We start from the raw sequence: 13,995 nt of genomic DNA, 5'->3' as shown, positions 1-13,995 counted from the left end.
AGAATTTTTAATTACTTAATTATATTTCAAAATCAAGATTAATATTATCTTTCTAAATTTACATTGTGATATTCACCTAACACCTTATTAGATAATACACTCTTAATAGGTGTTTGCTGGTTTAATTTTGTAAATGGCGCTTTAGCTTTCATTACTGATACAATTTTAGCTGCCCCATTTATACAGCCACCTTCACACATCATTCCTTCAATAAAGTTTCCTTGTAACTTTCCAACCTTAGCCATTGTCATAGTTTTTTTGATATCCGCCCCACCAGAAACTTGAACTGGTTTAAAGTCTACATTAACACCTTTTTCTTGTACATAATTTTGTATTGCGGCAGTTAATCCTCCCCCAACAGCAAAATTTCTTCCAAAGATTGATGCTTCATCAACAACTATATCTTCACAAGTTGTTGGATCAACTCCAAATGCATCAAATAATGCGACTACTTCCTCAAAAGTTAATACATAATCAACTGCATCCCTTATTGAATCTATTAGTACTTCACTTTTCTTTGCAGTACAAGGCCCTATAAATACCACTTTTGCATCTTTATCTTTAGATTTTATATATCTACCCGTTGCTACCATAGGTGAAACAGTTCCAGAAATTTTCTCAACTTGATCTGGCATCATTTTTTCAATGTAACTTAGGAATCCTGGACAACATGAATTTGTCATGTAGCTATCCCCTTTTTCCATTCTCTCTACAAATTCATTACTTTCATGTACAGTAACTGCATCTGCTCCACATGCAGCTTCTAACATATCTTTAAAGCCTAATGCCTTAATTGCATTCTTAACTTGTCCATAAGTTGTTTTAGGCCCAAATTGCCCTGTTATTGCTGGTGCAACTACTGCATAAATTTTTTCTTCTTTATCCATCAATCTATTAATAACTTTAACTAATGAGCTTTTGTCTTCTATAGCTCCAAATGGACATGCTGACATGCATGCACCACAGTTTACACATTTACTTTCTGTAATTTCAGCACTCAAATCTTCTGCATTATAGCTTAATGCACCTGTTGGACATGACTTCTTACAAGGTCTCATATCTTCTGCAACAGCATCATATGGACATGCTTTTTTACACATTCCACATTCCTTACATTTATCTGGATCTATATAAGCTCTTCCATCAACATATGTAATTGCTCCAAAATTACATGCACTTTGACACTTATGAGCTATACAATTTCTACATGCATCAGTAACTTGGAACTTCTTTGTTGGGCATCTATCACATGCTTCTTTTATAACATATAATATTTGTTTTTCTTCTTCTATATTAACTAAATCTTGTCCATGTTTGCCTGTTGGTTTAAATCCTGCTGCAAGTTTTGCTCTCTCTAATACTACATTTCTTTCTCGTTCAACTGAATCTCTATACTTAGGTTCTTCTCCTACAATCATAGCATAAGGAATTTTTTCTATTTCCTCTTTACTAATATTATTTTCTTTTGCTAATACAGCAACTCTAGTAAGAACCTCGTGCTTTAAAGCTAGAAGTTGATTCTCAAACTGAAACATTATACACACTCTCCCATGAATAATTTTTATCTTACATTTATAATACAAAATAATTATAGCATACTCTTGTTAAAATTATAACAAATATTATATAATTTAAATTTTCTAAATTTTCTTAATATACGTTCTATTTTCATATGTATATATTGGTATTTCTCAGCTACTTTAGTTAAAGTTTTTTCTTGTATTTCCACTTCTTTTCAGATCTGTTTATTTACCATTATATTAGTTATATCAAGGGATTTATATGACATTTATATTATTACATCAATGATAAATTATTAACATTATTGAACATATTATTCTAATATTTCTTGACAAAATAAAAAGTCTAGGAAATAAAATCCTAGACTTTTCATTCTATAATAAACTTTTTTATTCTATCCTATACATTTATTTTATTCTCTCTCGCATAGTAGAATAAATATTGCTGCGCAAAACCTGCTAATTTACCAAACTTGTTCCTTCCAAAAATTCTAATTTTATTTAGAGACGCATCCTCTGCCCCATAAAAATGAATCATCGCACGTTTAACCCATACATCTACTGGGAATGCTGAAGTCTTTTCCATTGAAAATAACATTATGCAGTCAGCTACCTTTGAACCTACACCTTTGAATTCTTGAAGTGCATTGTGACATTCATCATCATCTAAATTTTTAATATAATCTAGATCATACTTTATATATTCATTTGTATCATTTGCTTTCAGGTCCTCTTTTGCTGTTTTAGAATTATATACATTTTTTATTGTATCAAAAATATATTTACTTCTGAAAGATGCTCCTGTCTCCTGTATTTCTTCTAATGTAGCATCTTTTATTTCATCTATATTAGGAAACGCATAGTAAGTTTTATTCTTATAAATAATTTCTTTTCCCCATTTATTAGATATTTTATTTACAGTCTTCTTTATTGATGGTATATTATTTCGCGCTGAAATAATAAAGCTAAGCAGCATTTCAAATGGATCTTGATTCAAAACTCTAACACCATATCCAAATTCAATACTTTGTTTAAGTAAAACATCTTTTGAAAGTTCATCTTTTATAACTGAATAATCTCTATCTAAATCAAAATACTTAAGCCAAATATTTTGAAAATCTTCCTTTGTAGAATTGTAAATTATTACATCATTTCCGTCTTCTTTAACTTCAATTAATCTTCCAAATGCAATTACAATAAAATTATTTTCTGCTATCTCTTCAAACCTAAAAATTTGCCCACACTCAAATATATGTTTTAATTTAAAATTGCTTAATTCTTTTATTATTAAATAATTATCATAAAATTCTACAAATTTATAATCCATTTTATTATCCGTCTCCCTTACAGTATAAAATTATTTAGTTTTTATCATCTTATAGTCTAGTATGGATATTGATGAATCCTATTCTCAGATTATGAATATTCAAATTATATGTTTATCTCTTTAGTGAAATCATTAATAAACATAATATCATATTAACTTTAGTTTAAACTTATTTCATTCATATATTCTTCTTTAAATAATATATTCTACACTAAGGTTTTTTTCTAAAGATTATGTCACAGTTTATATTGCCCATTTTCTGATGTATGCCACCTATATTATATCTTTTAACTATTTATTTTTTTAATATCCAATATTTCAATTAAATTATGCAATTAATCTTAAGAAAATAGTTATTATTTAATATATTATATCACTTACTTAACAGTAATAAAATGTTTTGTTGAATTTTACAATATTCTTTAGTTTAAAATTATTTATGTAATCTAGTAGTTATTTATATATTTCCCTAAAAATAAAAAAACCCAAGCATAAACTTGAGTTTTTCCATATATTCATGATATTATTTAGAATAATCATAGAATCCTTTTCCTGATTTTCTTCCAAGCCATCCAGCTCTAACATATTTTCTTAATATGCTACTAGCTCTGTACTTGTTATCACCTGTTTCAGTGAATAAAACATCCATGATAGCTAAGCAAACGTCTAATCCAATAAGATCTCCTAAAGCTAAAGGTCCCATTGGGTGGTTAGCACCATATTTCATAGCTGTATCAATATCTTCAACTGAAGCTATTCCTTCTTGTAGTATAAATGAAGCTTCGTTAATCATTGGGATTAATATTCTGTTTACAACGAATCCTGGAGCTTCTGCAACTTCTACTGGTTCTTTTCCAATAGCAACTGATAATTCCTTAACAGCATCAAAAGTTTCTTGAGAAGTAGCTATTCCTTTAATAATTTCAACAAGCTTCATTACTGGAGCTGGATTAAAGAAATGCATTCCGATAACTTTATCAGGTCTCTTTGTAGCTGAAGCAACTTCAGTAATTGATAAAGATGAAGTGTTTGAAGCTAAAATCGCTTCTGGCTTACAAATTCCATCTAATTCAGCAAAGATTTCCTTCTTAATTTTCATGTTTTCGATTGCAGCTTCAACTACTAAATCACAGTCAGCAGCTAATTTCATATCAGTTGTTCCTGAAATTCTTGAAAGTATAGCTTCTTTATCTTCTTCAGACATTTTTCCTTTAGCAACTTGCTTTTCTAATCCTTTAGTGATTCCAGCTATTCCTCTGTCAACAAATTCTTCCTTTATGTCTCTTACAATTACTTCACAACCTTTTTGAGCGAATGCTTGAACGATACCAGCACCCATAGTTCCTGCTCCAAGTACAAAAATCTTTTTCATGAATTATTCCTCCTCTAAATCTTTTCATTATAGATATCCTTAGCTAAAATATGTATTTTAACTAAGGATTAACTTCATAATTATCTAATTGTTACTTATTGAATAATATTGTTAATTAATTATCTTTAATGTTACATTATTAACTTTCAATAGTACAATCTAACAAAAATATATCTAAATTAACCGAATAATTATTCAGCGCTCTTTATTTCTTTAACTTGAGCTATTAATTCTGGTACTACTTTAGTAAGATCACCAACTATTGCATAGTCAGCAATTTTCATTATTGGAGCTGAATCATCTTTATTTACAGCAATGATTAAATCTGAATCTTGCATACCAGCAACGTGTTGGATAGCTCCAGAAATACCACAAGCTATATATATTTGAGGTCTAACAGTCTTACCAGTTTGACCTACTTGATATGCTCCATCAATCCATCCTTTTTCTACAGCTGCTCTTGATCCAGCTACAGTTCCGCCTAAAGCTTCTGCTAATTCTTTAAGTAATTGGAAGTTTTCTTTGTTTCCAACTCCTCTACCACCTGATACGATGAAATCTGCTTCAGCTATATCAACGATATCTTTCTTAGCTTTTATAGTTTCTAAAACTTTAGTTCTTACATCGCTATCTGCTAATTTAACATCAACTTTTTCAATTTTACATTTAGATGGATCAGTTGTAATCTTTGCAAATACTCCTGGTCTTACTGTTGCCATTTGTGGTCTATGTTCCGGACAAGCAATTGTAGCCATTAAGTTACCACCAAATGCTGGTCTTGTAGCTAAAAGATCGCCATTTGTAACATCAACGTCAATTGATGTACAGTCTGCTGTTAATCCTGTTGATAATCTAGCAGCTATTCTTGGACCTAAATCTCTTCCGATGAAAGTAGCTCCTACGAATAATATTCCTGGTTTTCTTTCATTTGCTAAATCACAAATAACTTTTGTGTAAGCATCAGTTGTATAGTGTTCTAAGTTTTTATCATCAGCAACTAAAACTTCATCTGCACCGTGCTCTGCTAAAGTTTTTGCTAATCCTTCTATGTTGCTACCTAATAATAAAGCTGTAAGATTTACTCCTAATTCATCAGCAATTCTTCTACCTTCACCAAGTAGTTCTAAAGATACTTTTTGTAATTCGCCTTCTCTTTGTTCAGCAAAGACCCAAACGCCTTTGTAATCTGCTATATTCATAATAAATTACCCTCCTATTATCTTAGATGTAGTGTTTTTCTTTTAATTTTCCTACAACATAGTATGCTGCATTTTTAGGTGCTTCTCTTACGATTTCTCCTGCACCTTTAACTTCCTTAGTCATTGACTTCTTAACCTTTGTAGGTGAGCCTTTAAGCCCTAATTCAGCTACATCTACATCTATATCAGCTGCGCTCATAACTTTGATTTCATCATCTGAAGTTTCGAATATATCTACAACATTCATATATCTAGTTTCATTTAATTCTTCGATTGCAGTTAATAGACATGGAGTTTTAACTTCTACTACTTGATGTCCATCTTCTAGTGCTCTATTTACTATTAATGTATTTCCTTCAACTTTAACGTCTTGAACGTAAGTTACTTGAGGAATGTTTAAATGTTCTGCTATTTCTGGTCCTACTTGAGCAGTATCTCCATCAATCGCTTGTCTTCCAGCAAATACTAAATCATAATCTAATTTAGCTATTACTCCTGCAAGTGCCTTTGAAGTAGCTAAAGTATCTGCTCCTCCAAGTGCTCTATCTGTTAATAGGACAGCTTCATCAGCTCCCATACATAATGCTTCTCTTAATACTGCTTTAGCCATTGGAAGTCCCATACTTATTACAGTAACTTTTCCTCCAACTTTTTCTTTTAATTGTAATGCACCTTCTAAAGCGTGTTTATCCTCTGGGTTCATTATTGATGGAACACCATCTCTTATTAATGTACCAGTTTTAGGATCAATTTTTACTGCTGTAGTATCTGGAACTTGTTTTACACAAACTACTATATTCATTCTAAAAGTCCTCCTATCTTAAAATGCTTCCTGCGATAACCATCTTTTGAACTTCTGAAGTTCCTTCGTAGATTTCGCATATCTTAGCATCTCTCATCATTCTTTCTACTGGGTATTCTTTAGTGTATCCATATCCACCAAAGATTTGAACTGCCTTAGTTGTAACTTCCATTGCAACATCTGCAGCAAATAATTTAGCTCTTGCAGCATCTACTGAATAAGGTTGACCTGCTTGCTTCTTTGTTGCAGCTAGGTATACTAAGTATTTAGCAGCTTGAATTTTAACGTCCATTTCAGCTATATACCATTGTAATCCTTGGAATGCTGATAATGATTTATTGAATTGTTTTCTTTCTTTCATATAGTTAACAGCTTCTTCAAATGCACCTTCTGCAATACCTAAAGCTTGAGCTGCTATACCAATTCTTCCTCCATCAAGAGTTTTCATTGCTATACCAAATCCCTTACCTTCTACGCTTAGTAAGTTTTCTTTTGGTACTATACAGTTTTCCATAACTAATTCAGTTGTTGAAGATGCTCTAATACCCATCTTGTTTTCTAATTTTCCTATTGAGAATCCTGGGAATGACTTTTCTACTATGAATGCAGAAATTCCTTTAGTTCCTTTAGATTTATCAGTCATAGCAAATATTATGAAAGTTTCAGCAACTCCACCATTTGTTATGAAGATTTTTGAACCATTTAATACATAATGGTCTCCTTCTAATACAGCAGTTGTTTGTTGTCCTGCAGCATCTGTACCAGCACCTGGTTCAGTTAATCCGAAAGCACCGATCTTTTTACCACTGCAAAGATCAGGTAAATATTTTGCTCTTTGTTCTTTAGTTCCATTTTCATTTATTACTGATGCACATAATGATGTATGTGCTGAAAGAATAACTCCTGTAGTACCACAAACTTTTGATAATTCTTCCACAGCAATTATATATGAAAGAACATCTCCGCCTGCTCCACCAAATTCTTTAGAAAATGGGATACCCATCATTCCAAGCTTAGCCATTTTTTCAACGTTTTCCATAGGGAATCTTTCTGTTTCGTCGATTTCAGCAGCTATTGGCTTAACTTCATTTACTGCGAATTCTCTAACCATTTGTTGTACTAATTGTTGTTCTCTAGTTAATTGGAAATTCATTAAATTACCCTCCTTGTTAATTAAACCTATTTGATACAAACTATATATAAATCTCTAATAGATTTTTAACTAATTATTAAAAAATTATTTATTTTGAAAATTCTTTTCTGCTCTTCTTTCTAAGAACGCAGTCATTCCTTCTGTTTGATCTTCTGTTGCAAAGCACTTTCCAAAGTCTTCTGCTTCTATTAATATAGCTGCATCTATATCAACTTGCATTCCTCTGTCTATAGCATCTTTACAATATGCAACTGCTTTTGGAGCATTAGCTGCAATCTTGTTAGCCATTGCTTTTGCTTCTTCCATCAATTTTTCTAATTCAACTACTTTATTAACTAAACCTATTCTATAAGCTTCTTCTGCATTTATAAGGTCACAAGTATATATTAATTCTTTAGCTTTTCCTGGTCCAACTATTCTTGCTAATCTTTGAGTCCCACCAAATCCTGGAGTTATTCCAAGTCCTGCTTCTGGTTGACCAAATTTAGCCTTAACTGAAGCTATTCTTATGTCACATGACATAGCAAGTTCACATCCACCACCAAGAGCAAATCCTGATATAGCTGCGATAACTGGCTTATCCAATTTTTCTAATCTTCTGAAGACATTATTTCCTAAGATACCAAATTCTTTACCTTGTTCTTCATTAAGATCTTTCATTTCTGAAATATCTGCTCCAGCAACAAAAGATTTCTCACCAGCACCAGTAACTATAACTGCATACACATTGTTGTCTGCTTCTAAATCATCTAAAACAACATTTAAATCTTTTAGTGTTTCTGAATTCAATGCATTTAATGCCTTTGGTCTATTGATTGTAACAATAGCTAAATGCCCTTCTTTTTCAAGAATAACATTTTTTAATTCCATTCTAAGGACCTCCTTCAAACTTGCTTATTTTTTTAATTTTCACACTATTTTTGATATTTTTTATCCAATTGTTAATAATATAACAAATAAGTTTAAAAAAATATCAAGACTTCACGCCTCAATTAAAATTATAATACGTTCCTAGATTATTTGCAATAAAATATTGCGTTATTAATATAAGTTTTTAAGTATATGAAAAAATAACTGATCAAAGGTATATATCTATTTTCATGCCAAACAGAGAAGAAAACTTTATTCATGTAAAGCTTTTGGATAAAATTTTCTTAAATCTATTTCTAAAAACAAATATATATATTTGATCTGTTATTTTTTGAACAAGCTTTAAATAATATATTGCATATGTTTATTATACTTTTAACTTTCACTCTCATTTAACAAATAAATTAAAGTCAATAAACTTTCACTTAGATGCACATTTTCTACTTTTACATGATCTGGAACTACTAAATCTACAGGTGCAAAATTCCAAATTGCTCTTACTCCACCCCTTATTAATTCATCAGCGACAACTTGCGCATTTTTTCTAGGAACACAAATTATACCAATATCTATTTTATGTTCTTCTAGTACTAATTCCATTTCGTCTATATCCATTATTTCTACATCTCTGATTTTCATTCCTATTAATTTAGGATTTGCATCAAATATTGCTGTTATCTTAAATCCTAAATTTTCAAATCTAGAATAATTCGAAACTGCTTGCCCTATATTTCCAGCGCCAACCAGTGCAGCTTCATAACCTCTGTCTAATCCCAATATAGCGCTAATTTGGGTATATAGTTCCTTAACATTATATCCATAACCTTGTTGTCCAAAATCTCCAAAACAATTTAAATCTTGTCTAATTTGTGATGCAGTAAAGCCAATCTTTTCTCCTAATTCCTTTGAAGAAATTCTATCCACCTCATTTTTCATAAGTTCTTCAAGATATCTATGATACTTAGGCAACCTTTTGATAACTGCCATCGATATATTTTTATGCTTTTCCATATCTACTTTCTCCTATTTCAATACTTTTATATTTTTCGACCCTATAATATTTATATCAAACTAAATTATATAACTACTATTTAGACTTTTATTAATTATGATTAGTCTATTTATTAACAATCAATTTTAAAATTATATTCACATTGTTAAATTTTAATTAATTGTTATAATTTATAATTCTACCATATTTCTATATTTTTATGTCAAGCTTAATTAAATTATTTATTCAAAAGTGCCTATAAATTTAAAATTTCTCTTGATAAGCAGCAGAAGTCTCCAGAAAACTCACTACTATGAAATTTTACTTTTTTATATTTTGACCACTTTTTTTAATTTAAACCGCTTTATTTTTAACCTTTTCTATATAATAACAATATCAATACTTAAACATGTGTTCAAGAATTTTATTTTAACATTATGATTTTTGTTTATATTAAATAATATCTTTATAAAATTTTATACCTTTTAACAAAATCAAAAAAATATTTCAAAATAATTTTTCAACCATTTTGAAATATTTCTTATCTTAAGAAATTAAATTACTTTAATTACCTTATTTTCATTGATAAACGCATTGTTCAATATCATATTTAATACGCTATCGCAAACATAATACGAAAAGGTTAAATCATTATAATAATTTATAGTTCCGTCATATTGCTTCTGTAGCTGCATTATAAACTCTTCTATATTACTTGAATCTACATGTGTATTTATAATTCCTGTCGGATCAAACGATTTAGCTACCTTAGCTAAATTTTTCTCATACATCATATGATGTTTTACAGCGCTCGTACTCTTAAATTCCCATCTATAATAGTGTGGTGCACAGAAAAAATCACATAAAAAGTGACATATTACTCCAAGCTCTTCACTAAACTTATCAATTGTCATATCATAGTATATTTCTTCCAATGATAATGATGATAAATGTATAATCTTTTCAATAATCATATCTATACTTTCATTAAAATAATGTTTCTTAAATTTATATTTAGGCGCACAATCAGGTTTCACGTTCCCCCATATAAATCTTTTATTATTAATTAAATAAATACTCTTTGTATTAGCATATTTTATAATATTTTCTGCCATAATTTTATGAGTATTGATCATCAATGTTTGACCACTTCCTCTGCATATTAAATTTTATATTTTATAAATGCCTCATTTAGGCATTTCGTTATTTTTTCATAAATTAAATTTGTTTTGTACACTTATAATAATACTCTAGATTCAAATTTACAACACTTTATTAATCGATTTCTTCAAGTATTATATGTACTAATACCCAAGAATATCAAAGTTCATAACTTATTAAACTATATTAGCAAAAATATTAGTTTAATATAGTTTAAGCATACATTTCATATGGTTTCCTCATATACTAATTCATATAATTTATAGTATTAATCATGATATTAATTATACTATTAAACTAACTATTTAATAACTTAATATACTAACGACTTTGTATTTCAACAATTAAATCATCATATCATCCTGATACATTAATTGAAAGTATCTAGATTTCTTGTATACGATCTTCTATTGTTCTAAATCTTAAATATCGTTCTTCCTACAGCCCCTTCATTGTTATCTACTGAACTTCACTCATACCTCTAATAATTGACTTGCTCTAACTTGCACATGCTTTCTAAGTGCATTTCCAAAGATAAATAAGCTGCTTCAATATCATTAAGATATCTCGAAACAGCTTACTTACTATAGAAATTTATTATATTCTTTATTTTCGTTTAGCCTATTTAATAAATGCTTTATTTCCTGATCCTTATTTTTATCCATTACAAGAATGACATCTCCAGCATCTACTACAACTAGATCTTTTATTCCAAACCCAATTATTAGATTCTTGTCCCCAAATATAGAGCAATTCTCGCAATCGTCAATATAAACATTCTTAGATATACTATTATTTCTATAAGTGCTCAGTAGCCTACTTAAAGCGCCAAAGCTTCCCATATCATCCCAACTAAAATCACATTTAATAACATATGCTTTTCTTGTTCTTTGCATAACTCCAAAGTCTATAGAAATTCCGTCTATAAGTTCATATTGCTCTTTTATAACATTCTCTTCATTTTCTTCTCCTAAATTTTTATATATTTCCATCAATGATTTATGCAATTTAGGCAAGTATTTTTCTATTTCTCTTAGGATAACATCAGCTCTAAATATAAACATTCCAGAATTCCATAAATAAGTTCCTTTTAATATAAAGTCCTTAGCCACCTCTGAATTTGGTTTTTCTGTAAACCTTGCAATTTTATAAGTTGGAATACTTCCAGCAGTTCTTTCCCCCATTTCTATATATCCATATCCTGTTTCAGGTCTACTAGGTTCAATCCCAAGTGTAACGATACACCTTCTCCTATTTGCCATTTCTATTGCTTGTGATAAAGTATCTATATAATTCTTCTCACCCTGAATATAGTGATCTGATGGTAATACAACCATTACTGCATTAGCATCTTGTTTTAATAATTTTACTGCAGACAAACCTATACAAGTTGCAGTTTCCTTATTAGCAGGCTCTACAAAAATATTTTCCTCTCTAATTCCTATTAGTTCATCCTTAACCTTTTCTTTGTAGTCCATGTTGGTCACAATATAAATATTATCTCTGTCTATTAATGGTATTATCCTATCAACAGTATTAACTAAGAAACTTTTATCGTTAATTAGCTTTAAAAATTGTTTTGGTTGATCGGCTCTTGATAGAGGATATAGTCTACTGCCCTTACCTCCAGCTAAAATCAGCCCGTATATCACGCATTTTCAACTCCATGTAATGATACTAGTTCATTATATGTCAAAATATTTGTATGTGTGAGTCTATAGTAAAAAGAACACTAAATTATTTCCTTTAAATGCTCTCCTCCATGAATTATAGACCTTCCATTGTATTTCCTTCACCAACTAGGCTATAGAAATCTTTTGTAAATACCTCTACTGCACTTTTAGTCGCATCATGTTTTATTAATCCTTCTATCACATCTGGTGCTGCTGTAACTGATCCAATTCCATACTTGCACAAATTTAAAACTTGTTGTGAATTTTTGAAACTTGCAGCTAATACATCCGAATTTAATCCATGCATCTTAAACATGTCATGAATATCTTTTGCAACTTGGACTCCATCAGCTCCCATATTATCAATCCTATTTACATAAGGTGCTGTATATCTTGCCCCTGCTTTTGCTGCCATGAATGCTTGCATTGAAGTATAAATAGCTGTTGCTGTGATATTTACATTTTCCTTGCTTAATAATTTCATAGCTTTTATTCCTTCAGGTGTTACAGGAATTTTAATATAAGTATCTTTTCCAAGGACATCTAACATATGATGTGCTTCATTAATCATTTTCTCAGCAGTTAGCGATACTACTTGTGCATGTAATTGTACACCTTCAGGCAAGAATCCTCTAATTGCTTTTAATACCTCCATTGGATTCCCACCCTGTTTTTTTAATATAGATGGATTTGTTGTAACTCCATCACATGGGTAAAATTCATAAATTCTTTTAATAGCCTCTAAGTTTGCATCATCAATTAACATTAACATTTTTCTTCTCCCTCTCTCTTTTTAATTTATATACTTAAATTAAGTAAATGTGTTATAAACACTATAAAGCAATACTACTATTCCAAGAATATATATTCTTATATTGTAATATTCTAAACAATATATATTCTTAAGAATTTTAGAACTTTAGAATATTAGAATAAAAACATTTTTATTCATATCTTTTTATTCAACAATAAATGCATATGCATAAATCAGCTACTTGACTAAATTTTCTATCCCTGCTGAATAAGCTATATAATAAAATTCCTCCATTTGAGTCTCAGTATACATTTTAGGATTCTCTTCAAAACAATAATCTAAATTATTGATTAAGTTGTATTTTGATTTTGCAAGTGGATTATAATTTAATAATTCATATCTTGCTTTTGAGTAAATGCTTGAAATATATCCACTTATATCATAAATATTATTTTTAGTTGCTGTAAATTGAGGTATTAGCGGAGTTCTGATAATAACATTGTCTTTCTTATTGCTTTCTAAAATAAACTTGATGTTCTTTTTGATTAGTTCATTACCTACACCAGTAAAAACCTTATGCTTATCATTATCAAATACCTTTAAATCTGCAAAAATTGTATCTAAATAAGGTAGTGCTTCTATTATATATTCAGTCGGAACGAATAAAGAAGTTTCAATTGCTGTGTTTATCCCAGCTTCTTTTAACATTTTAAGTAATGAAACTGCAAATTCTTTCTGGTACAATGGCTCCCCGCCAGATAAAGTTACTCCACCACCGTATTTAAAAAACACTTTATCCTTCAGTGCTATTTCTATAACTTCATCTAAAGTATAATTTTTAGAATCCATAGTCAACGCACCGGTCGGACAAATATCTGTAGCAATCTTATTTTGTTCATCTGTACATTTATCTTGAACAACACATATTTTATTATTTTCTCGTATAATTGATTTATTAGAGCATTTTTTAATACATAACTCACAATTAATACATTTATTTTCAAAATGAATCAAATGCTCCTCTGGAGAAATACCTTCCGGATTCTGACACCAAACACATTTAAGCGGACATCCTTTTAAAAAAATTGTTGTTCTTATGCCATCACCATCATGTGTTGAAAATCTCCTTATATCAAAAATTCTTCCTGTTAAAGATGTATAATATTTTTCCAT

12 protein-coding genes are annotated in these 13,995 nt (G+C 29.7%); all 12 read right to left on the bottom strand.

Features of this window, described 5'->3' with window-relative positions:
* Nucleotides 1-44: 44 nt before the first annotated feature.
* The 12 genes from PZA12_RS01585 to PZA12_RS01530 all read right to left on the bottom strand — a co-directional run bounded on the left by PZA12_RS01585 (nt 45) and on the right by PZA12_RS01530 (nt 13,995).
* On the bottom strand, nt 45-1,535 hold the full coding sequence (locus PZA12_RS01585; protein ID WP_077839139.1) for a 4Fe-4S dicluster domain-containing protein: 1,491 nt from the start codon (nt 1,533-1,535) through the stop codon (nt 45-47).
* Nucleotides 1,536-1,920: 385 nt separating this feature from the next.
* On the bottom strand, nt 1,921-2,847 hold the full coding sequence (locus PZA12_RS01580) for a DNA-3-methyladenine glycosylase family protein (RefSeq protein WP_103698944.1): 927 nt from the start codon (nt 2,845-2,847) through the stop codon (nt 1,921-1,923).
* 523 nt (nt 2,848-3,370) lie between these two features.
* Nucleotides 3,371-4,219, bottom strand: a complete 849-nt coding sequence (locus tag PZA12_RS01575) for a 3-hydroxybutyryl-CoA dehydrogenase (RefSeq protein ID WP_011967675.1) — start codon at nt 4,217-4,219, stop codon at nt 3,371-3,373.
* Nucleotides 4,220-4,410: 191 nt separating this feature from the next.
* Nucleotides 4,411-5,418: an electron transfer flavoprotein subunit alpha/FixB family protein gene (locus tag PZA12_RS01570; protein ID WP_039773941.1), complete on the bottom strand. Its 1,008-nt coding sequence runs from the start codon at nt 5,416-5,418 to the stop codon at nt 4,411-4,413.
* A gap of 22 nt (nt 5,419-5,440) precedes the next feature.
* Nucleotides 5,441-6,220, bottom strand: coding sequence for an electron transfer flavoprotein subunit beta/FixA family protein (locus tag PZA12_RS01565; protein WP_011967673.1), 780 nt, complete (start codon nt 6,218-6,220; stop codon nt 5,441-5,443).
* A 13-nt stretch (nt 6,221-6,233) separates the two neighbouring features.
* The gene (locus PZA12_RS01560; protein WP_206490922.1) at nt 6,234-7,373 is read right to left on the bottom strand and encodes an acyl-CoA dehydrogenase; all 1,140 of its coding nucleotides are present in this window, start codon (nt 7,371-7,373) and stop codon (nt 6,234-6,236) included.
* Between the two features lie 84 nt (nt 7,374-7,457).
* Complete coding sequence (locus tag PZA12_RS01555; protein WP_011967671.1) at nt 7,458-8,243, bottom strand: short-chain-enoyl-CoA hydratase; 786 nt, start codon at nt 8,241-8,243, stop codon at nt 7,458-7,460.
* A 375-nt stretch (nt 8,244-8,618) separates the two neighbouring features.
* On the bottom strand, nt 8,619-9,254 hold the full coding sequence (locus PZA12_RS01550; RefSeq protein ID WP_103698126.1) for a redox-sensing transcriptional repressor Rex: 636 nt from the start codon (nt 9,252-9,254) through the stop codon (nt 8,619-8,621).
* Between the two features lie 534 nt (nt 9,255-9,788).
* Entirely contained in the window at nt 9,789-10,370 is a 582-nt protein-coding gene (locus PZA12_RS01545; RefSeq protein ID WP_103698127.1) for a zinc dependent phospholipase C family protein, read from the bottom strand.
* 609 nt (nt 10,371-10,979) lie between these two features.
* Entirely contained in the window at nt 10,980-12,047 is a 1,068-nt protein-coding gene (locus PZA12_RS01540; RefSeq protein WP_103698128.1) for a mannose-1-phosphate guanylyltransferase, read from the bottom strand.
* Between the two features lie 115 nt (nt 12,048-12,162).
* Nucleotides 12,163-12,840 (bottom strand): transaldolase family protein, encoded by a 678-nt coding sequence (locus PZA12_RS01535; RefSeq protein WP_103698129.1) that lies wholly within the window; start codon nt 12,838-12,840, stop codon nt 12,163-12,165.
* Nucleotides 12,841-13,059: 219 nt separating this feature from the next.
* Complete coding sequence (locus PZA12_RS01530; RefSeq protein ID WP_103698130.1) at nt 13,060-13,995, bottom strand: glycyl-radical enzyme activating protein; 936 nt, start codon at nt 13,993-13,995, stop codon at nt 13,060-13,062.

Source organism: Clostridium beijerinckii, from assembly GCF_036699995.1.
GTDB lineage: Bacteria > Bacillota > Clostridia > Clostridiales > Clostridiaceae > Clostridium > Clostridium helianthi.
This window is presented reverse-complemented; position numbering and strand designations above follow the sequence as displayed.